Origin of the sequence: Nonomuraea maritima, from assembly GCF_900100395.1 — a bacterium.
Taxonomy (GTDB): domain Bacteria; phylum Actinomycetota; class Actinomycetes; order Streptosporangiales; family Streptosporangiaceae; genus Nonomuraea; species Nonomuraea maritima.
On the sequence record NZ_FNFB01000002.1, the window covers coordinates 145,012 to 165,590 of the forward strand.

Below are 20,579 nucleotides of genomic sequence, written 5' to 3' on the forward strand. Positions count from 1 at the left end.
GTGTTCAGGCGCGCCGGACGGCTTCGAGGGCGTAATCCCACAGGCGGTCGGCGAGAGCCGGGTCGATCGCCCACCCCGCCACGCCGCCGGTCGCCTCAGGACCGCCAGGAACCACCTCTTCCTCCTGGTTGTCGGAGAAGTACCGGCCGGTCACGCCCTTGACCAGCGGGGACGCGGCCAGCAGCACCGAGGTGCCGGCGCCCTGCTCCGGGGTCTTGTAGTAGTCGGGGGTCAGGAGGTTGCCCTCCTCGTCCATCGAGCCGAACGCCCGCATGGTGTCGTCGTCGAGGTGGCGCTGCAGGTTGGTGTGGATGTAGCCGGGGGCCAGCGAGTTGGCGGTGACGCCGTCGGCGGCCCAGCGCCGGGCGATCGCGACCGCGAGCAGGACGTCGGCCGTCTTCGACTGCGCGTACGCGACCCACGGGTCGTACGGGCGGCGCTCGAAGTGCGGGTCGTCGAAGTCGAACGGCGCCCTGAGGTGCGCGCCGGAACTCACGGTGACGACCCGCGCGTCACCGGCCTCGCGCAGGTTCTCGTGCAGGCCGGTGATCAGCGCGAAGTGACCGAGGAAGTTCGTCGCGAGCTGCAGCTCCCAGCCATTGGCGGCGAGCTCGCGGGTGGGCACCGCCATGATCCCGGCGTTCGCCACGATCGCGTGCAGCGGCCCCGTCCAGCCGGCCACGAACGCGCGCACGGAGCCGAGGTCGCTCAGATCGAGGGCCCGCTCACCGTCGGCGGGGTTGCGGGTGGCGACGGTGACCTCGGCCCCCGCACCCCGCAGCGCCTGGACGGTCGCCGCGCCGATCCCGGACGCGCCCCCGGTGACGATGATGCGGCGGCCGGTGAGGTCGACGCCGGCGAGGATCTCGGCGGCCGGGGTCTTGGCCCCGAACGGAGTGCTGATACGTGTCATGTGTCCCACGCTAGGAGCCGATGACTGGACGGGGAATGCTTCCGGGTCCAACATAGTTGCGTGAACGTCCAACGTGCCGATCCCCTCGAAGAGGTCCTCACGCTCGTCGGCGCGACCGGCCACCTGTCGGTCGGGCTGGTGGCCGGCGGCGAGTGGGCGGTGGCGTTCGAGCCGCCGCAGGGGGTGAAGTTCAACGCCGTACGCCGCGGGCACTGCCTGCTCACCGTCGACGGCGTGCCCGAGCCGATCCGGCTGGACGAGGGCGACTGCTTCCTGCTCACCCAGCCGCGCAGCTTCATCCTGGCCGGCGGGCCGGGGGTGGAGCCGGTCCCGGCCCATCCGATCTTCGTGGCGGCCACCGACGGCACGGCCAGGGTCGGCACCGGCGACGACGTCGTGTTCCTCGGCGGCCGGTTCGACTTCGGCGAGCGCGCCCAGGAGCTGCTGCTCGACGGGCTCCCGCCGCTGATCCACGTGCCCGGCCGCACCCCCGAGGCCGCCACCGTGCGCTGGGCGCTCGACCAGATCGACGCCGAACTGCGCGCGCGGCCGCTCGCCTCGACGCTCGTCACCGAGCATCTCGCCCTCGTCATGCTCATCCACGTCCTGCGACTCCACCTGGCCGCCGCCGGGCCCGGCGAGGTGTCCGGCTGGCTGGCCGGACTCGCTGACCCGGTCGTGGCCCCGGCGCTGCGGGCCATGCACGCCCGTCCTGCGCATGCCTGGACGGTGGCGCAGCTGGCCGAGGTCGCCGCGGTGTCGCGGTCGACGCTCGCCGCCCGGTTCAAGCAGGTCGTCGGGCAGGGCCCGCTCAACTACCTGAGCGGCTGGCGGATCGAGCTCGCCGCCGAGCGCCTGCGCCGCGGCGACGGAACGGTGGCGGTGATCGCCCGTGAGGTCGGGTACGGCTCGGAGAGCGCGCTCAGCAACGCGTTCAAGCGGGTCACCGGCGCGTCCCCGCGCGACTACCGCCGGCGGCTCGGTGCGCCGGTGCGGTCCGGAAGTGGCCTCGGCTCGGCGACGTGATCGGTGATGAGGACCAACGTCCTTCGGCCGCGGGCCGTACGGCACTGATCTCACGACCGCGCGAACGGTGTGATGGAGGCGCGAACAGGACCGCACGACACGGCAGAGAGGCAGGCCCCCCATGGCCACCATCCACAGGCCCGCGACGGACATCGGCGTCGGCAAGGCCGCGCGCACACCCGCGGACTACGTCTGGGCGGTCGCCCGGATCGCGATCGGGTGGGTCTTCCTGTGGGCGTTCCTGGACAAGACGTTCGGTTGGGGGTTCGCCACTCCCGCGGACAAGGCGTGGCTCGCGGGCGGCAGCCCGACGACCGGATTCCTCAAGGGCACCGGCGAGCACGCGCTGGGCGGCTTCTTCACGAGCCTCGCGGGGCAGGCATGGGTCGACTGGCTGTTCATGGCCGGCCTGGCAGGCGTCGGCCTGGCGCTCGTGCTCGGGGTCGGAACGCGCGTCGCCGCCGTCGCCGGCGGCGCGATGCTGCTCCTGATGTGGGCCGCCGCGCTGCCCCTGGAGACCAACCCCTTCGTCGACGACCACATCGTGTACGCGATCGTGCTGGCCGGCCTGGCTCTCACCGGCGCCGGCACCACCCTCGGCCTGGGGAACCTGCCCGTCGTCCAGCGCAACGGCTGGCTCAAGTAGCCGAGACCACGCCACAACGCCCACCCCCGGCCCAGGGGGTGGGCGTTGTGGCGTCCATGAGCCGGGCAGCACGGGGGGCATGACGACCTCTGGCAGGGCCCCGCGCCGGGTTCGGGACCAATGGCACTGTGCCGGTGGACCTTCTCCTCCGGCGCCGTGGCGCCGGCCTTGCCAGGCTGAACATGACACATCCGGTTCGGTGAAGGAGATGAGTGATGGCCGGTCAGATCGTGGTCGCGGTGGACGGGTCCGCGCCTGCCGCCGCGGCGCTGGAGTGGGCAGCCGCTGACGCCGAGCGCCGCAGACTCGACCTGCGCATCGTGCACGTGGGGGAGTCGTGGCCGTACGACGAGCGCGTCGAGTACTGCCGGACCACTCTCGAGAACGCCGCCGACCGGGCGCGCGAACTCGCCGAAGGCGTCAAGGTCGGCACCGAACTGCTGACCGGGAACGTGATCGACGCGCTCATCGGCGAGTCCCGGCAGGCCGACACCCTGGTGCTGGGCAGCCGCGGCCTCGGCGGGTTCACCGGGATGGTCGTCGGCTCCGTCGGCATGGGCGTGGCCGGGCACGCGGCCGGGCCGGTCGTCGTGGTCCGCGGCCCCGCGGCCGGCGCGCACGGCAGGGTCGTGGTCGGATACGACGGATCCGACCACGCGCAGGCGGCCATGGCGTACGCCGTCGAGCAGGCCAGAGCCCGTCGCTCCGAGCTGCACGTGGTTTCGGCCTGGCAGGTGCCGATGCCCGCGCCGTACGCGCTCGCCTACGCTCCGCTGATCGAGCAGGCGCTGGAGGAGGAGAGCCGGGCGGCGCGCGCACGGATTCTTCCCTGGCAGCAGAGCGACCCCGACGTCACCATCACCCACGAGGAACTGCACACGCACCCGGTGGCGGCCCTGGTCCAGGCCGCGCGAACCGCCGATCTCGTCGTGGTGGGCTCGCGCGGCCGCGGTGGCTTCGCCTCGGCCGTGCTCGGCTCGGTGAGCCACGGCGTGCTGCACCACGTGAGCTGCCCGGTCGCGGTGGTCCGGCCGCGCGGAGCGGAGGCGTCGTGAACACCGAGACGGTTACCGCCGGCCAGGTGATGAGCCGCGTGCTGGTGGCCGTGAAAGCGGAGGAGTCGCCGCTGCTGGCCTGGGAGTTGATGCGCCAGGCCGGCGTGCACCACCTGCCCGTGGTCGACGGTCCGCACGTGCTCGGCATCCTGACGCGCGAGGACCTGGCCGCCTCCTGGTCCGGCGGGCCGCACGAGCAGTCCGCCCGCCGCGTGCGGGATCTACTGCGACGGGCGACGCGGCCCAGCGTCCGGCCGGACACCCCGCTGGCCAAGGTCGCCGCCGTGATGCTCGACGCCGGCGTGGACGCGGTGCCGGTGCTCTCGGCCCACGGGCCGGTGGGCCTGATCACCGCCCGTGATGTGCTGGCCGCGGTCGCGGGACGTGTCAGGGACGCCCAGGAGCGGGGTGAGGTGGTCACCGGCATGTTCCGCCTGGAACCGGTACAGCCCCCACGCGGGTGATCCGCCCCTCAGCGAGGGGGACCTCTTGCTGAGAGCGGGGCGTGCGCAGTCGATCCGTCGGGTACGCCGGGGTCTGTGACGGAAGAGGGGTGCCCATGTCGGAGCTGGACGGGCCGGTCAGCGACGCGCTGCTGAAACTCGGGCGGCACCTGCGGCCGGGCCGGGTCTCGGCCGACCTCCGGTCGCTGCACCAGGTGGGCGGGCGTCAGGGGGACGCCTTCTACCGCGACCGGTGGAGCCACGACAAGGTGGTGCGCTCCACGCACGGGGTGAACTGCACGGGCTCGTGCTCGTGGAAGGTCTACGTCAAGGACGGGATCATCACCTGGGAGGCGCAGCAGACCGACTACCCGAGCGTGGGCGGCGACCGGCCGGAGTACGAGCCGCGCGGCTGCCCGCGCGGCGCGGCCTTCTCCTGGTACACCTACTCCCCGACGCGGGTGCGCTACCCGTACGCCCGCGGCGTGCTGGTGGAGATGTACCGCGAGGCCAGGGCGCGGCTCGGCGACCCGGTCGAGGCGTGGGCCGAGATCACCGCCGACCCGTCGAGGCGGACCAGGTACCAGTCGGCGCGGGGCAAGGGCGGGCTCGTACGCGTCACCTGGGACGAGGCCTGCGAGATCGTCGCGGCGGCCCACGTGCACACGATCAAGACGTACGGTCCCGACCGCGTGGCCGGCTTCTCCCCGATCCCCGCCATGTCGATGGCCTCGCACGCGGTCGGCGCCCGGTTCGTCTCGCTGATCGGCGGCGCCATGCTGTCGTTCTACGACTGGTACGCCGATCTGCCGGTGGCCTCCCCGCAGGTGTTCGGCGACCAGACGGACGTGCCGGAGTCTGCCGACTGGTGGGACGCGGCGTACCTGCTGGTGTGGGGCTCCAACGTGCCGGTCACCCGGACGCCGGACGCCCATTACCTGGCGGAGGCGCGCTACCGCGGCCAGAAGGTGGTGGTGCTCTCGCCCGACTACAGCGACGCAGCGAAGTTCGCCGACGAGTGGCTGGCCCCCCACCCGGGCACGGACGGCGCACTGGCCATGGCCATGGGGCACGTGATCCTCAAGGAGTTCTTCGTCGACCGGCTGACGCCGTCCTTCGCCGGTTACGTCAAGCGGTTCACCGACCTGCCGTTCCTCGTGCGCCTGCGGGAGCGGGACGGATCGTACGTGCCGGACAAGTTCCTCACCGCGGCCGACCTCGGGCACGACGGCGAGGCGGCGGCGTTCGCCACGGTCCTGCTGGACGGGCGGACCGGCGAGCCGGTCGTGCCGAACGGCTCGCTCGCCTTCCGCTACTCCGAGTGGGGGCGCGGCCGCTGGAACCTCGACCTGGGCGAGGCCGACCCGCTGCTGACCGCCCTCGGCGGGGAACCTGTCACCGTCGCGCTGCCGCGCTTCGACGGCCACGGCGACGGGGTGCTGGAGCGGGGCGTGCCGGCGCGGCGAGTGGGCGGTCACCTGGTGACCACGGTGCTCGACCTGATGCTCGCCCAGTACGGGGTGGTCCGCGACGGCCTGCCGGGACGCTGGCCGTCCGGGTACGACGACGCGGCGGAGCCGTACACGCCGGCCTGGCAGGAGACCGTCACCGGCGTGCCGGCGTCGGCGGCGGCCCGCATCGCCAGGGAGTTCGCCGCGAACGCCGAGGAATCGGGCGGCCGATCCATGATCATCATGGGGGCGGGGGCGAACCACTGGTTCCACGCCGACACGATCTACCGCTCGTTCCTGGCGCTGACCACGCTGACCGGCTGCCAGGGCGTCAACGGCGGCGGCTGGGCGCACTACGTCGGGCAGGAGAAATGCCGGCCGATCACCGGGTGGGCGCAGCTCGCGTTCGGGCTCGACTGGTCGCGGCCGCCCCGGCAGATGATCAGCACCGCCTACTGGTACCTGCACACCGATCAGTGGCGCTACGACACCTACCCGGCCGACGTCGTCAGCTCGCCGCTCGGCGAGGGCGCGTTCGCCGGCAAGGCCACCGCCGACCTGCTGGCCGACTCGGCCCGCATGGGCTGGATGCCGTCGTACCCGACCTTCGACCGCAACCCACTCGACCTGGCCGACGAGGCCGCCGCGGCGGGCGCCGACGCCGGGTCGTACGTGGCCGACGAGGTCGCCGCGGGGCGGCTCGGCTTCGCCTGCGAGGACCCCGACGCGCCCGCGAACTGGCCGCGCGTGCTGACCGTGTGGCGGGCGAACCTGTTCGGCTCGTCGGCCAAGGGGAACGAGTACTTCCTGCGCCATCTGCTGGGCGCCGACTCCGCCGTGCGCGCGCAGGAGGCCGCGCCGCCGCAGCGGCCGGCGAGCCTCGCCTGGACGGACGAGGCGCCGCGCGGCAAGCTCGACCTGCTGCTGTCGCTGGACTTCCGGATGACGTCCACCACGCTGTTCTCCGACATCGTGCTGCCCGCCGCGACCTGGTACGAGAAGCACGATCTGTCCTCGACCGACATGCACCCGTTCGTGCACGCCTTCACGCCGGCGATCGACCCGCCCTGGCAGACCCGTACCGACTTCGCCGCCTTCCACGCCATCGCCCGTGCCTTCAGCGACCTCGCCGCGACCCGTCTGGGCACCCGCACAGACGTGGTCGCCGCGCCGCTGCTGCACGACACGCCTGACGAGCTGGCCACCCCGTACGGGCGGGTCCGCGACTGGCGGGCGGCGGGACGGCCGCCCACGCCCGGACGCGACTTCCCCAAGGTGGTGACCGTCGAGCGCGACTACGCGGCCGTGGCGGAGCGGATGGCCGCCCTCGGCCCGCTGCTGGAGCGGCTGGGCGCCACCACCAAAGGACTGACGTACGACGTCTCCGGCGAGATCGGCCGGCTGGCCCGGGTGAACGGCACCACCGCCGGCGGCCGTCCGTCCCTGGCCCGCGACGTCGACCTGTGCGAGGCGATCCTGGCCCTGTCGGGCACCACGAACGGCCGCCTGGCCGCGCAGGGGTTCGCCACGCTGGCCGCGCGCACCGGCACCTCGTTCGACGGTCTGGCCGACGAGCACAAGCGGATCACGTTCGCCGACACCCAGGCCCGGCCGGTTCCGGTGACGACGTCACCGGAATGGTCCGGCAGCGAGGCGGGCGGCCGCCGCTACGCGCCGTTCACGCTCAACGTCGAGCACCGCAAACCCTGGCACACCCTCACCGGCCGCCAGCACTTCTACCTCGACCACGACTGGATGCACGAGGCGGGCGAGGCGCTGCCCGTCTACCGGCCGCCGCTGGACATGGCCGCGCTGTTCGGCGAGCCCGCCCTCGGCTCTGGCGGCGCGCAGGGCGTCGTCGTGCGCTACCTCACCCCGCACTCGAAGTGGTCGATCCACTCGGAGTACCAGGACAACCTGCTCATGCTCACGCTGTCGCGCGGCGGGCCGACGATCTGGATGAGCCCGTCCGACGCGGCCAGGGCGCGGGTCGCCGACAACGACTGGGTGGAGGCCGTCAACCGCAACGGCGTCGTGGTCGCCCGTGCCGTCGTCTCGCACCGCATGCCGGAGGGCACGGTGTACATGCACCACGCGCAGGAGCGGGTGGTGGACGTGCCGAAGAGCGAGATCTCGGGCCTGCGCGGCGGCATCCACAACTCGCTCACCCGCCTGATGGTCAAACCCACCCACCTGATCGGCGGCTACGCCCAGCTGAGCTTCGCGTTCAACTACCTCGGGCCGACCGGCAACCAGCGCGACGAGGTCACCATGATCCGCCGCCGCAGCCAGGAGGTCGAGTACTGATGCGCGTCATGGCACAGCTGGCCATGGTCATGAACCTGGACAAGTGCATCGGCTGCCACACCTGCTCGGTCACCTGCAAGCAGGCCTGGACCAACAGGGCCGGCACCGAGTACGTCTGGTTCAACAACGTCGAGACCCGCCCCGGCCAGGGCTATCCCCGTACCTACCAGGACCAGGAGAGGTGGAAGGGCGGCTGGGAGCTCAACCGGCGCGGCCGGCTGAGCCTGAAGGCGGGCGGGCGGGTGCGGAAGCTTCTGACCATCTTCGCCAACCCGCTGATGCCGTCCCTCCAGGACTACTACGAGCCCTGGACGTACGACTACGACCGGCTGTTCTCCGCGCCCATGCAGGCCGACGCCCCGGTGGCGCGGCCCCGTTCGCTCATCACCGGCGAGCCCACCAAGATCAGCTGGAGCGCGAACTGGGACGACAACCTGGCCGGCGACCCCTCACCCGACCCGGTGCTGCGCAAGGTGTCGGGCCAGGTCACGCTGGAGTTCGAGCGGGCCTTCATGTTCTACCTGCCGCGCATCTGCGAGCACTGCCTCAACCCGTCCTGCGTGGCCTCCTGCCCGTCGGGCGCGCTGTACAAGCGCTCGGAGGACGGCATCGTCCTGGTCGACCAGGACCGCTGCCGGGGGTGGCGGATGTGCGTGACGGGCTGCCCGTACAAGAAGGTGTACTTCAACCACCGCACCGGGAAAGCCGAGAAGTGCACGTTCTGCTTCCCCCGGGTCGAGGTGGGCATCCCCACGGTCTGCTCCGAGACGTGCGTGGGACGGCTGCGCTACATCGGGCTCGTCCTGTACGACGCCGACCGGGTGGCCGCGGCGGCCGCCACCCCCGACGAGAAGGACCTGTACGAGGCGCAGAAGAGCGTCCTGCTCGACCCGCACGACCCCGAGGTGGCCGCCGCCGCCCGCGCCGAAGGCATCCCCGACGACTGGCTGGAGGCCGCCCGCCGGTCGCCCGTCCACAAGCTGATCTTCGATCTCGGCGTGGCGCTGCCGCTGCACCCGGAATACCGGACGATGCCGATGGTCTGGTACATCCCGCCGCTGTCGCCGGTCGTGGACGTGCTGGCCGGCACCGGCCACGACGGCGAGGACGCGGGCAACCTGTTCGGCGCCATCGACGCCCTGCGCATCCCGATCGGCTACCTGGCCGAGCTGTTCACCGCCGGTGACCCAGGGCCCGTGCGGGCGGTGCTGCGCCGGCTCGCCGCGATGCGCTCGTACATGCGCCGCCTCAACCTCGGGCAGGACCCCGACGAGTCGATCGCCAGCGCCGTGGGGATGAGCGGCGCGCAGGTCGAGGACATGCACCGCCTGCTGGCCCTCGCCCCCTACGGCGAGCGGTACGTCATCCCCACGGCGCACGCCGAGCAGGGCGCGCAGCTGGAGGAGCTCGCCACCGGTTGCAGCCTCGACTACGAGGGCGGCCCCGGCATGACCGGGCCGTTCGGCGAGGCGTCGGGGCGGCCGGCGCCGGTCGCGGTGGAGAGCTTCCACGCGCTGCGCGAACGGCAGGAGAGCGACGACCTGGACGCCGCCGACGACCTGCACGGCCGCGTCAACCTGCTCAACTGGGACGGCAAGGGCACGCCCGACGGGCTGTTCCCCAGGAGGAAGAGATGAGGGAACGGCACCTGCGCACCGCCCACATGGTGGCCTCAGTGCTGCTCGCCTACCCCGACGAGCGCCTGCACGACGGGCTGGACGTGCTGGCCGCCGAGGTGACCGGCCTGCCGGCGGGCGAGACGCGGGAGCGGCTGGCCGCCTTCCTCACGCACGCGGCCGCGACCGACCCGGCGCTGCTGGCCGCCCACTACGTGGCGACGTTCGACCTGAAGCGGCGCTGCTGCCCGTACCTCACGTACTACGCCTACGGCGACACCCGCAAGCGCGGCGCCGCGTTGCTGCGCTTCAAGCACGCCCTGCGCGCGGCGGGTTTCGAGCTCACCGACGGTGAGCTGCCCGACCACCTCGCCGTGGTGTGCGAGCTGTCGGCGCGCGGAGCCGTCCGGCAGGCCCGGCGGCTGATGACCGAGCACCGCGCCGGCCTGGAGGTGCTGCGCGCGGCCCTGGACGAGGAGCGCTCCCCGTACGCGGGCGTCGTCGCCGCCGTGCTGGCCACGCTGCCCCCGGCCGGCGCCCGCGCGCGGGAGACCGCGGCGCGCCTGGCCGCCGATGGCCCGCCGGCCGAGGCCGTCGGCCTGGAACCGTACGCGATCATGGAGGCCGGCTGATGAGCGTGCTGCTGTGGGTGGTCGCGCCGTACGTGGCGCTGACCGTGTTCGTGCTCGGCCACCTCTGGCGCTACCGCTACGACAAGTTCGGCTGGACGACCAGGTCCTCGCAGCTGTACGAGTCGCGCCTGCTGCGGGTCGGCAGCCCGCTGTTCCACTTCGGCATCCTCGTGGTGGCACTCGGCCACGTCGGCGGCCTGGTGATCCCCAAGAGCTGGACCGAGGCCGTGGGCGTCGGCGAGCACCTCTACCACCTCCTGGCCGTCGTGCTCGGCGCGGTCGCGGGCGTCGCCACCGTGGGCGGCCTGGCGATCCTGATCTACCGGCGCCGTACGGTCGGCCCGGTCTTCACCGCCACCACCCGCAACGACAAGCTCATGTACGCGGTCCTGACCCTCACCATCGTCCTCGGCCTGGCCGCCACCGTCCTGGCCAACATCGCGGGCGGCGGCTACGACTACCGCACCACCGTCTCCCCGTGGTTCCGGTCGATCTTCCTGCTCCAGCCCGACCCGGCGCTGATGACCGGCGTGCCGCCGCTGTTCCAACTGCACGCGCTCAGTGCGCTGGTGCTGTTCACCATCTGGCCGTTCACCCGGCTGGTGCACATGCTCACCGCGCCGCTCGGCTACCTGACCCGGCCCTACATCGTCTACCGCAGCAGGGACGAGGGGCGTCCCGCCGCCCGGCGCGGCTGGGAACCGCTGAACCCGGTGACGCGGGCGAAGAAGTCGTGAGCAAATAGTGCTAAACCCCTGGCCGGGCCATGGCGATTCTTACTGTCGGCAGTACGGGTCACATCCGACAGCAGGAACCAACGGTCCTGGAGGGGAGGCCGTACATGGATCTGGTCATCCTGGTCCTTTCCGTGGCCATGGCGGTGTTCGCCGGCCACGTGGTTCACTCGTTCCGGCGGGTTCTCACCGCCTTACGCGCGATCGAGGCGAGTCGCCGCCCATCGGAAGCCGGGCACTACGAGCTGGCGTACCTGGCCGCGGGCGCGCGCCGCGTGGCGGAGACGGCCATCGTGCTGCTGGCCGAGACGGGGGTCCTGCGCGCGTCGCGCGGGGGGCTCGTGCACGCCGTCGCCGGCGGCTTCAGGCCGAGCCATCCGATCGAGGACGCCGTACTCGCGAAGGTGTCCCCCGCAGGATCGGCGGTGCGGACGCTCGCCGAGCAGGTCGCCCACGCCCGGGTGATGGACGCGCTCGGCCAGGAGCTCGCGGAGCGCGGCCTGGTCCGTCCGGACTCCCTGCTCCACCGCATCGACATGCTGCGGCTGTGGGTGCGGCTGGTCGCCGGCCTGGCGCTGCCTGGAGCCGGCCTCGCCGGGCTGTTGCTGGTGGCCGGGGGCGGGGACCCGGCGCCGGTGGCCGCCCTGGCGTTCTTCCTGCTCGCGTTCGGCCTGGCGGCGTACGTCGGGATGGCGGTGAGCGCCTACGCCTACGGCCCGGTCTACCGTCCGGTCGCGACACTGACGCCGCGACGCGCGCGCCGGCGGGCGCTCGCCGCGCCGGTGCTGACCGAGGCGGGACGCAGGGTGCTCGCCGCGGCCGAGCGCGAGCATCCCCCGGGGAGCGTGGAGGTCCATCTCGTCGTCGCGCTGCACGGTTGCGCCGAGCTGGGCCACGACTCGCTCCTGTACGAGGCGTTCAACCCCCCGCCGCTCGCCGCGGCGCCATCGGTGCCGTCGGCGTCGTCCAGGGGAGGTTCGTACGGTTCGTCGGGAAGCGGAGGCGGGCAGTCGTACACGTCGTCCTCCTCGCCGGTCAGCTGCGGCGGCGGGAGCTCGAGCTGCGGTGGGGGTTCGGGCTGTGGCGGAGGCGGCGGCTGTGGCGGGGGAGGGTGCTGACGTGCGCGGGCTGGGCGTGGGCATCGGGTGGCGGCCGGAGCTCGACCTGACGATCGAGCGGATGGCGGGCGTCGGCTTCGTCGAGGTCGTCGCCGAGAACATCGATCCCTGGCAGCTGCCCGAGTCGCTGGAGGTGCTGCGGGCGCGGGGCCTCCCGGTGATCCCGCACGGGGTGTCGCTCGGCATCGGGGACGCCGAGCGGCCCTCCCAGGCCCGCCTCGCCCGCCTGGCCGCCTGCGCGCGTGCTCTGGACGCGCCGCTGGTCAGCGAGCACCTGGCGTTCGTCCGCGGCGGTGGAGCCGAGGCCGGGCACCTGCTGCCGGTGCCGCGGACGAGGGAGGCGCTGCGGATCGTCGCCGAGAACGTGCGCCTGGCCCAGGAGGCCCTGCCGGTCCCGCTGGCCCTGGAGAACGTCGCCGCCCTCTTCTGCTGGCCGGACGACGAGCTCACCGAGGCCGAGTTCCTGGCCGAGCTGGTCGAGCGCACCGGCGTGGGGCTGCTCGTCGACGTGGCCAACCTGCACACCAACCAGGTCAACCTCGGCCTGTCCGCGGTGGCGGCGCTCGACGCGCTGCCGCTGGAGCACCTCGCGTACGTGCACGTCGCCGGTGGGCTGGAGCACGGCGGCCTCTGGCACGACACGCACACGGCCCGCGCGCCGCAGGCCGTCCTCGACCTGCTCGCCGAGCTGTGCGCCCGTACCGAGCCGCCGGGGGTGCTGCTGGAGTGGGACGACGCGTACCCGCCGGACGACGTCCTGCTGGACGAGCTGGCGCGGATCAGGTCGGCGATGGCCGCCGGGATCTCGCGGTGAGCGAGGAGTCGCGACGCAGGCTGGGGGAGGCGCAGCGGCGGCTGGTCGCGGCGCTGGTCGCCGGGGGAGAGGCGCCCGCCGGGTTCGACCGCGAACGGCTGCGGGCGCAGTCGGCGAGCCTGGTGGCCAAGCGGCGCGCGATCGTGGCCCGCATCCGTCCCGACGCGGCCGAGGCGGCCGGTCCCGAGCTGGCGGCGGAGTTCGCCGCGTACGCGCGGGCCCGCGCCGCCCCGCCGTCCGGCTACCGCGCCGATGCCGACGACTTCGCCGCCTGGCTGGTCGCGCGCGGCCGGATGCCCGCCGCGAGGCCCCGGCGCCGGTGGTGGTCCAGACGATCGTCCCCGTGACCGGCGGGCGGCCGCGGCCTAAGCTGATGATCACAGCAAGCGCTTGGGAGGCGGCATGCGGATCGTCAACATGGGCGAGTGGCCCCTGGCACCCGAGGACGAGGGACGGCACGAGCCCGGCGGCGAGCCGCTGTGGAACGAGTCCTGGTACTACGACTTCGTCGCCGAGGACGGCAGCCTGGGCGGCTACGTCCGCCTCGGCCTCTACCCCGCGTGGGGGCGCGCCTGGTACTGGGCCTGCCTCGTGACCGCCGACGGGGAGCGGGTGGCGGTGATCGACCACGAGGCGCCGCTGCCCGGCCCCGGCCTGTCCGTCTCCGGCGACGGCTACACGGCCTCCCACGCCACCGTCGAGCGCTTCCGGTCCGCCCGCGTCCACCTGGCCTCCAAGGAGCTCTCCCTCGACCTCGAATGGCGTACGGAGGGCGGCGTCTACGGCTACGCGATCACGCCGCGCTACGAGGTGCCCTGCGTGGTCACCGGCACGATCGGCGGCGTCCCCTTCCGCGGGTACGGCGAGCGCGACCACAGCTGGGGCGTGCGCGACTGGTGGTCGATCTCGTGGCTGTGGAGCAGCGGCCGGCTGGAGGACGGCTCCTTCGTCCACGGCATGCGCCCCAACTTCGGCATGGAGCTGCCCTGGCCGGCGTTCGCGGTGCCCCCGGGCGGCGAGCTGGAGCACGTGGCCGGCTTCTCGGCGGCGACCGTGTTCGACGGCGACCGGCCGTCCGAGACCGTGCTGGGCTTCCCCGGCCGCGCCACCACGGTGCGTCCCGTCGCCTTCGCCCCCGTGACCCTGACCTCGCCCGACGGGAAGGTGGCGGAGTTCCCCCGGGCCATGTGCCGCTTCGAGTCCGAGGACGGGCGTACCGGCTGGGGCTGGACGGAATGGCACCAGCCGCCGGGCTGGCGCGACCACCTGTGGCAGCCGTCTCAGCAGGCCTGACGCGCGTTTAGCCGAGTTTCGACCGGAAACGGTGCAGGCCATGGGGGGACTGCGCTGCATGGACGGCTCGTACCTGAGCGTCACGCCTGTCGCGTGCACCGACAGCGTCGGCACGCCGTACGAGGTCACGTTGGAGCTGCACCGCGACGGGACGCCGTACGGGAGCGTGGGGGAGCGCTGCGGCTGGCTGCTGGAACGGCTGGCGCGCGGCGTCGATGACGCGCGCCGGGGCGGGGACGCGGCGCGGCGCTGGGCCGATCCTGACGATCGTTTCCCGGTCGCCGAACCCGACGGTGAGCTGTTCTCCTTCCGCTACCGCACGCGGACCGGCGCCGAGGGCGGCGAGCTGCGCTGCCAGCTCAGGACGATCCCGGTGTGGCAGCCCGCGTGCGGCGAGTGGCGGCTGACGAGACGGGCGTACGTCGAGGCCTGGGGCTCGACCGGCGCGGGCACGCGGGCGGTGCTGACGTCGGCGGAGCTGTCGGCCTTCATCCGGCAGCTCGTCCGGGAGGCGGAAGGGTGTCTGGAAGGTGGCGATCAAGAGAGGAATGCCGTAAAAGGCGCAGGCATGGGCGATTCGCGGTGATAATTGGGTTTTGGGGCGATATCACAGCATCGCTGGGGAGGCACTCCGTGGGCCTGCGCGACCTGGTCTACCGGCTGTACGAACGACGGCTGGAGGCCAAGCTGTCCAAGGACGGCATTCCGCGGCACGTCGGTGTCATCATCGACGGCAACCGCCGCTGGGCGCGTGCCATGGGGATGAACGACGTGTCGTCCGGTCACCGCAAGGGCGCCGACAAGATCTCGGAGCTGCTGCAGTGGTGCCGTGAGACCGGCGTCGAGGTCGTCACCGTCTGGATGCTGTCCAACGACAACCTCAACCGGCCCAGGGAGGAACTGGAGCCGCTGCTGCGCATCATCGAGGACGTGACCCGCGAACTCGTCGCCGAGGGCTGGCGGATCATCCCGGTGGGCGCGCTCGACCTTCTCCCGGATCGCACGGCCAATGTCCTAAAAAATGCAAAAGAAGCCTCATCAAACCGTCCAGGCCTGATTGTGAACGTTGCAGTTGGGTATGGAGGAAGGCGTGAGATTGCCGATGCGGTGCGCTCACTGCTCCAGGAGCAAGCGAGCAAGGGGGCGAGCATCGAGGACCTCGTCGAGGTGCTCGATGTCGAGCACATCGCGGAGCATCTCTACACTCGCGGCCAACCCGACCCGGACCTCCTCATCCGGACCTCGGGCGAGCAGCGCCTGTCGGGCTTCATGCTGTGGCAGAGCGCTCATTCGGAGTTCTACTTCCATGAGGCGTACTGGCCCGACTTCCGCAGGGTCGACTTCCTGCGGGCGCTGCGCGACTACGCTGCGAGACACCGGCGTTACGGTTCCTGACGCGACATTCGGGTATTCAGGACGTAACGTTGCAAGTGTCCGGTCACAGGCCGGACATTTCGGAGAGGGCCCGCCTTTGCACCACGATCTGCTGAGGGGGCCGGGCCTCCGGCGCCGACGGCGTTCGCGGTCGGGGACGCGGGACCGGTCCGATTCCCACCTCGTCTGCAGGGTGCCCGTACCAACTGGGCGCCCGGGGGAGAACGTGTGGCAGTGTCCTCGAGCAACCCTACTCACCAGCCGGCCAAGCGCACGTACGTCCTGGACACCTCAGTCTTGCTGGCCGACCCGGCGGCAATGACCCGCTTCGCCGAGCACGACGTCGTCCTTCCCATCGTGGTCATCACAGAACTGGAGGGAAAGCGGCACCACCCCGAACTCGGCTACTTCGCGAGGAAGGCGCTGCGCTACCTCGATGATCTGCGTATCAAGTACGGGCGGCTGGACGAGGCGATGCCCACCGGCGACGGCACGATCAGGGTTGAGCTCAACCACAGCGACCCGTCCATTCTGCCCGTGGGGTTCCGCCTGGGCGACAACGACACGCGCATCCTGACGGTCGCGCGTTCGCTCGCCGCGGAGGGCTGCGACGTGGTCCTCGTCTCCAAGGACCTGCCGATGCGGGTCAAGGCGGCCTCCATCGGCCTGGCGGCCGAGGAGTACCGCGCCGAGCTCGTGGACGAGTCCGGCTGGACGGGGATGGCCGAGATCCAGGTCACGGCCGAGGACGTCGAGACGCTCTTCGAGCACGGCACCGCCGACGTCGAGGAGGCAAGGGAGCTGCCCGCCCACACGGGCCTGCGGCTGCTGTCGGCCAAGGGCTCGGCGCTCGGCCGGGTGCAGCCCGACAAGTCCGTACGCCTGGTCCGCGGCGACCGCGAGGTCTTCGGCCTGCACGGCCGCTCGGCCGAGCAGCGGGTCGCGCTCGAACTGCTCATGGACCCGGAGATCGGCATCGTCTCGCTCGGCGGCCGGGCCGGCACCGGCAAGTCGGCGCTGGCGCTCTGCGCGGGCCTGGAGGCCGTCCTGGAGCGCCGTCAGCACCGCAAGGTCGTCGTCTTCCGCCCGATCTACGCCGTCGGCGGCCAGGAGCTGGGCTACCTGCCCGGCACCGAGGGCGAGAAGATGGGCCCGTGGGCCCAGGCGGTCTACGACACGCTCGGCGCGATCACCTCGCCCGAGGTGATCGAGGAGGTGCTCGACCGGGGGATGCTCGAGGTGCTCCCGCTGACGCACATCCGTGGCCGGTCGCTGCACGACGCGTTCGTGATCGTGGACGAGGCCCAGTCGCTCGAGCGCGGGGTGCTGCTGACGGTGCTCAGCCGCATCGGCGCCAACTCGCGCGTCGTGCTCACCCATGACGTGGCGCAGCGCGACAACCTGCGCGTCGGACGGCACGACGGGGTCGTCGCGGTGGTCGAGAAGCTCAAGGGCCACCCGCTGTTCGCGCACGTCACGCTGACCCGCTCGGAGCGTTCGCCGATCGCCGCGCTGGTGACGGAGATGCTCGAAGACATCACCATGTGATCACTTCAGCTCCCCGCACGTGTACCGCCCCTCGTTCTTCGGGGGGCGGTTCGCGTTCTCCACGACGATGCTGACGCTCTCCAGGGCGGCGTCCTGCTGGGCGGTGCAGACGATCTGCGCCTTGCCGAGCCTGCTCAGCAGGCGATCGCCGCTGATGTGGACGGTCAGCGCCGAGGTGCGCGGCAGCTGCACCTCGTCCCGCTGCACCGGGTTGATGGAGCTCGTGGTCCGCAGGTACGTGAACCCGCGCAGCGCGGTGATCCGGTCGCCGAGCGGCTGGTCGGAGGCCGCGAAAAGGGCTCCGAGCAGGCTGTTGACGGTGTCGTCCGCGACGTCGGCCGGCGCCAGGGCCAGGTGCCCGTCCTTGATCAGATAGATCGTCCTGGACGGCGGCGGGATGCTGACCGTGGGGGCCTGGCCCCGGTCCTGCACGTCGGTGGGCGCGATGCCGCAGGCGACCGCCAGGGCCAGCAGGGCCGGCAGGAGCGCGGCGCGGGTGGTCCTCATGCGTGCGGCAGCCAGACCGTGAAGAGGGTTCCTGGGTGCTGCGGGCGTACGGAGATCGTGCCGCCGTGCAGCAGGACGTTGGCCTTGGCGATGGACAGGCCGAGGCCACTGCCGTGGCTGCGGCCCCGGCCGGCCTTGAAGAAGCGGTCGAAGACGTGCGGCAATGCCTCGGCCGGGATGCCGGCGCCGTGGTCGCGCACCTTCACCTCCAGCCCGTTGTCGGTGCCGCGGGCGCTGATCACGACCGGGGGAGCGCCGTGCTTGAGTGCGTTGCCGACGAGGTTGGCCACGATGACGTCGAACCTGCCGAGGTCGAGGTTCACCGTCAGGCCCAGCGACGTCTTCACCGTCACCTGGTCCGTCCACCCGCGCATGCTCAGGCAGTCGGCGACGGCGTCGGCCACGGTCACCGGCTCCAGGTTCAGCGTGGCCGTGCCCGCGTCGAAGCGGCTGACCTCGATGAGCTGCTCGACCAGCTCGCGCAGGCGCTCGATCTCCCGCAGCACCAGCCTGACGGCCTGCGCGGGCGCCTCCGGGAGCCGGGCGGCCTCCTCCGAGAGCATGTCGGCCACCGCGGTCATGGCCGTGAGCGGCGTACGCAGCTCGTGGGAGACGTCCGCGACGAATCTGCGGGACATCGCCTCCAGCGAGCGCAGCTCGGCCACGCTCAGCTCCAGCGCCGCCGCCGCGTCGTTGAACCTGACGGTGAGCTCGGCCAGCTCGTCCTGGCCGTGCACGGGCAGGCGGGTGTCGAGCCGGCCCTGCCCGAGCGCCTGGGCGGCCGCGCTGAGCCGCCTGACCGGCAGCAGCACCCGCCGCGCCGACAGCAGGGCGACCACGAGGGCGACGAGCACGATGAGCAGGCTCGCCCTGGCCAGCGTGCTCCTGAGCGCGTCGAGCCGGTGTTCGTCGTCGCGCATGGGGAAGAAGACGAACGCGCGCAGGCCAGTGGCCTCGGCCCGGCCGTCGTCCGCGCGGTAGACCTCGGCGCCCACGATCAGGTAGAGCTCGTCGTGGATCGTCGTCCGCTGGGCGACGAGGCTCTGGTTCGCCCGGCCGTACAGCTCGTTGGGCACGTCGTCGCGGGTCAGGGGGCCGTTGGAGGAGACCATGCCGTCGTACTCGACCACCACGCTGCGGCCCGGTCCGTTGAACGTCTGGGCCAGGCGGTCGAGCTCCCGCTGCGTCGGCGCGGCCTCGCCGGGCCGCAGCGTGCCGACGGGGAACGTGATGCCGCTCAGCTGCCGGGTCACCAGGTCGATCGCGGTGCTCTCGGCCCTGGTGACCAGCGCGGACTTCGCGAGTTCGTACCCGATGCCGGCGACGACCAGCGTGGCGGTGACGGCGACGAGCGTGAAGGTGATGACCAGACGGGCGCGCAACCCTGTCGGTATGGGGATCACGGCGGGTTGAACCGGTATCCGAAGCCGCGGACCGTATGGATGAACACGGGTTCTGCGGGCTTGCGTTCGATCTTGGCGCGGATGCGCTGGACGCAGGCGTCCACGAGCCGTGAGTCGGCGATGTGGGTGTGGTCCCAGACGACGCGCAGCAGGTAGCGGCGGTTGAGCACCTGGCCGGGGTGACGGACGAGCTCCAGCAGCAGCCGCAGCTCGGTCGGGGTCAGGTGGACCTCCTTGCCGGCGAGCATGACCTTGAGCGCGCCGCGGTCGATCATGAGGTCGCCGAAGGTGATCCGGTCGGAGGCCGTGGAGTCGGCCCTGCGCAGGACAGCGCGGATGCGGGCGTCTAAGACGCGGGGTTCGACCGGCTTGACCACGTAGTCGTCGGCGCCCGCCTCCAGCCCGACGACCACGTCGAGGTCGTCGCCGCGGGCGGTGAGGAGGATGACGGGGAGCTGGTCGAGCTTGCGGATGCGGCGGCACACCTCGACCCCGTCGATGCCGGGGAGCATGACGTCGAGGATGGCGATCTCGGGGCGGCGGGCCCTGATGTGGTCGAGGGCCTCCTCGCCGGTGGCGTACGAGGTGACGGAGTGTCCCTGACGGGCCAGCGCGAGTTCGAGGGCCGTGCGGACCGAGGGGTCGTCTTCGACGAGGAGGATGCCAGCCACGCGGATATTATTCTTGAATGCTCCATATGACCGAACTAAGTCACCAAACTGTGACGCGGTCCTGAACAGACTCCGACGTGCGCCCACCAACCTGAAGGCGACTCCCCTTCGGTACGGGCGCCCGAAGGGGAGCCAGCGCCTTATGTGACCAACGTCACAATATTTGCGAAAAATCGGGCTAAGCAGCCACTTAGCAAAGGTTGCGGCAACGAATTCCCGCGTTTCGGTTGCGGACCACCCCCTAGTACAGGGCAAGCTCATGGTTCGTGAGCCCGCGTCCGCAGCTGAAAGAGCGCCCCCAGGAAGCCGACCGCCCTGCGGCGCGCCGGTCGCGCCGGCCTTCCCCCTTCACCCCCAAGCGCGTGATCATCGCGGTCGTGTCGCTGGCCGTCGTCGGCGCCGGCGGCGCGTTCGTCTTCAACAGGGCCGTCGAGAACGCCAACCGGTCCGACGCCCAGCAGTTCAGCCTCACCGATCTCGGCAAGCTCGCCTCGGGCGACCTGGCCGCGCCCGACCCCGAGAACGACGCCATGAAGGCGGCCGCCGAGCAGGCGTTCCGTGCCCAGCAGCTCAAGGAGGGCCGCACCGGGACGGGCAAGGGCCTCAAGTGGGTGGTCCCCAAGCAGGCCCCGTCCGGCGGCGGTTTCCCGGCGACGAACTTCCCGCCCGGCAGCACCCCCTCGCCGGGCAGCAACAAGGCCACCGCCAAGGGCATGCTCGCCTCGTTCGGCTTCGGCCAGGACCAGTGGGGCTGCCTGGAGTCGCTCTGGACGAAGGAGAGCGGCTGGAACGAGCGGGCGATGAACCGCTACTCGGGCGCGTACGGCATCCCGCAGTCGCTGCCGGGCAGCAAGATGGCGAGCGCAGGCTCCGACTGGCAGACCAACGCCGCCACCCAGATCAAGTGGGGGCTCGGTTACATCAAGGGCCGCTATGGCACGCCCTGTGCCGCGTGGGGTCATTCACAGTCCGTCGGCTGGTATTAGAGAGTCAACTTTGCTCCTCTAATCGGCAAGCCGCCGCGCCCC

20 protein-coding genes are annotated in these 20,579 nt (G+C 72.0%); 16 read left to right on the plus strand and 4 right to left on the minus strand.

Translation table 11 applies throughout. The features are described 5' to 3' along the window. Positions 1-4: 4 nt before the first annotated feature. On the minus strand, positions 5-913 hold the full coding sequence (locus tag BLR04_RS04285) for an SDR family NAD(P)-dependent oxidoreductase (RefSeq protein WP_090759808.1): 909 nt from the start codon (positions 911-913) through the stop codon (positions 5-7). A 60-nt stretch (positions 914-973) separates the two neighbouring features. On the opposite strand from BLR04_RS04285, the gene BLR04_RS04290 reads away from it, so the two are divergent. From BLR04_RS04290 to phoH2, 15 genes are all read left to right on the plus strand, one after another. Next, on the plus strand, positions 974-1,939 hold the full coding sequence (locus BLR04_RS04290; RefSeq protein ID WP_090759810.1) for an AraC family transcriptional regulator: 966 nt from the start codon (positions 974-976) through the stop codon (positions 1,937-1,939). 121 nt (positions 1,940-2,060) lie between these two features. Next, positions 2,061-2,585, plus strand: coding sequence for a DoxX family membrane protein (locus BLR04_RS04295; protein ID WP_090759812.1), 525 nt, complete (start codon positions 2,061-2,063; stop codon positions 2,583-2,585). Between the two features lie 215 nt (positions 2,586-2,800). Further along, the gene (locus tag BLR04_RS04300; RefSeq protein ID WP_090759814.1) at positions 2,801-3,640 is read left to right on the plus strand and encodes a universal stress protein; all 840 of its coding nucleotides are present in this window, start codon (positions 2,801-2,803) and stop codon (positions 3,638-3,640) included. After that, on the plus strand, positions 3,637-4,104 hold the full coding sequence (locus BLR04_RS04305; RefSeq protein ID WP_090759816.1) for a CBS domain-containing protein: 468 nt from the start codon (positions 3,637-3,639) through the stop codon (positions 4,102-4,104). Before BLR04_RS04300 ends, BLR04_RS04305 begins: the two co-directional genes overlap by 4 nt. A gap of 95 nt (positions 4,105-4,199) precedes the next feature. Beyond that, positions 4,200-7,841, plus strand: a complete 3,642-nt coding sequence (locus BLR04_RS04310) for a nitrate reductase subunit alpha (protein ID WP_090759818.1) — start codon at positions 4,200-4,202, stop codon at positions 7,839-7,841. Next, positions 7,841-9,478, plus strand: coding sequence for a nitrate reductase subunit beta (gene narH / locus BLR04_RS04315; protein ID WP_090759820.1), 1,638 nt, complete (start codon positions 7,841-7,843; stop codon positions 9,476-9,478). The genes BLR04_RS04310 and narH overlap by 1 nt, the downstream gene beginning before the upstream one ends. Beyond that, the gene (gene narJ / locus BLR04_RS04320; protein WP_090759822.1) at positions 9,475-10,089 is read left to right on the plus strand and encodes a nitrate reductase molybdenum cofactor assembly chaperone; all 615 of its coding nucleotides are present in this window, start codon (positions 9,475-9,477) and stop codon (positions 10,087-10,089) included. The genes narH and narJ overlap by 4 nt, the downstream gene beginning before the upstream one ends. Continuing rightward, a complete protein-coding gene (narI, locus tag BLR04_RS04325; protein ID WP_090759824.1) occupies positions 10,089-10,826 on the plus strand; it encodes a respiratory nitrate reductase subunit gamma in 738 nt (245 codons plus the stop codon). Before narJ ends, narI begins: the two co-directional genes overlap by 1 nt. 104 nt (positions 10,827-10,930) lie before the next feature. Further along, positions 10,931-11,941: a TIGR04222 domain-containing membrane protein gene (locus tag BLR04_RS04330; RefSeq protein ID WP_176902929.1), complete on the plus strand. Its 1,011-nt coding sequence runs from the start codon at positions 10,931-10,933 to the stop codon at positions 11,939-11,941. 1 nt (position 11,942) lies between these two features. After that, the gene (locus BLR04_RS04335) at positions 11,943-12,755 is read left to right on the plus strand and encodes an MbnB/TglH/ChrH family RiPP precursor modification enzyme (protein WP_090760715.1); all 813 of its coding nucleotides are present in this window, start codon (positions 11,943-11,945) and stop codon (positions 12,753-12,755) included. Further along, a complete protein-coding gene (locus BLR04_RS04340; protein WP_218128715.1) occupies positions 12,752-13,102 on the plus strand; it encodes an SCO6045 C-terminal-like domain-containing protein in 351 nt (116 codons plus the stop codon). The genes BLR04_RS04335 and BLR04_RS04340 overlap by 4 nt, the downstream gene beginning before the upstream one ends. 55 nt (positions 13,103-13,157) lie before the next feature. Beyond that, positions 13,158-14,048: a DUF7064 domain-containing protein gene (locus BLR04_RS04345; RefSeq protein WP_090759828.1), complete on the plus strand. Its 891-nt coding sequence runs from the start codon at positions 13,158-13,160 to the stop codon at positions 14,046-14,048. A gap of 40 nt (positions 14,049-14,088) precedes the next feature. Beyond that, entirely contained in the window at positions 14,089-14,634 is a 546-nt protein-coding gene (locus BLR04_RS04350; protein WP_090759830.1) for a hypothetical protein, read from the plus strand. Between the two features lie 47 nt (positions 14,635-14,681). Beyond that, positions 14,682-15,443 (plus strand): isoprenyl transferase, encoded by a 762-nt coding sequence (locus tag BLR04_RS04355; RefSeq protein WP_090759833.1) that lies wholly within the window; start codon positions 14,682-14,684, stop codon positions 15,441-15,443. A gap of 207 nt (positions 15,444-15,650) precedes the next feature. Next, entirely contained in the window at positions 15,651-16,970 is a 1,320-nt protein-coding gene (phoH2, locus tag BLR04_RS04360) for an RNA 5'-3' helicase PhoH2 (protein WP_281191299.1), read from the plus strand. On the opposite strand, the gene BLR04_RS04365 is transcribed toward phoH2, so the two are convergent. The 3 genes from BLR04_RS04365 to BLR04_RS04375 are packed head-to-tail and all read right to left on the minus strand — an operon-like array spanning position 16,971 to position 19,551. Beyond that, positions 16,971-17,477 carry a hypothetical protein gene (locus BLR04_RS04365; protein ID WP_090759836.1) on the minus strand — a complete coding sequence of 169 codons (507 nt, stop codon included), beginning with the start codon at positions 17,475-17,477 and terminating at the stop codon, positions 16,971-16,973. After that, positions 17,474-18,859, minus strand: a complete 1,386-nt coding sequence (locus tag BLR04_RS04370; protein WP_245740022.1) for a sensor histidine kinase — start codon at positions 18,857-18,859, stop codon at positions 17,474-17,476. Before BLR04_RS04370 ends, BLR04_RS04365 begins: the two co-directional genes overlap by 4 nt. Positions 18,860-18,876: 17 nt before the next feature. Further along, positions 18,877-19,551, minus strand: a complete 675-nt coding sequence (locus BLR04_RS04375) for a response regulator transcription factor (RefSeq protein ID WP_090759840.1) — start codon at positions 19,549-19,551, stop codon at positions 18,877-18,879. Positions 19,552-19,913: 362 nt separating this feature from the next. Here BLR04_RS04375 and BLR04_RS04380 point away from each other — a divergent pair, with 362 nt between their 5' ends. Beyond that, positions 19,914-20,537 carry an aggregation-promoting factor C-terminal-like domain-containing protein gene (locus tag BLR04_RS04380; RefSeq protein ID WP_245740023.1) on the plus strand — a complete coding sequence of 208 codons (624 nt, stop codon included), beginning with the start codon at positions 19,914-19,916 and terminating at the stop codon, positions 20,535-20,537. The last annotated feature ends 42 nt before the right edge of the window (positions 20,538-20,579 follow it).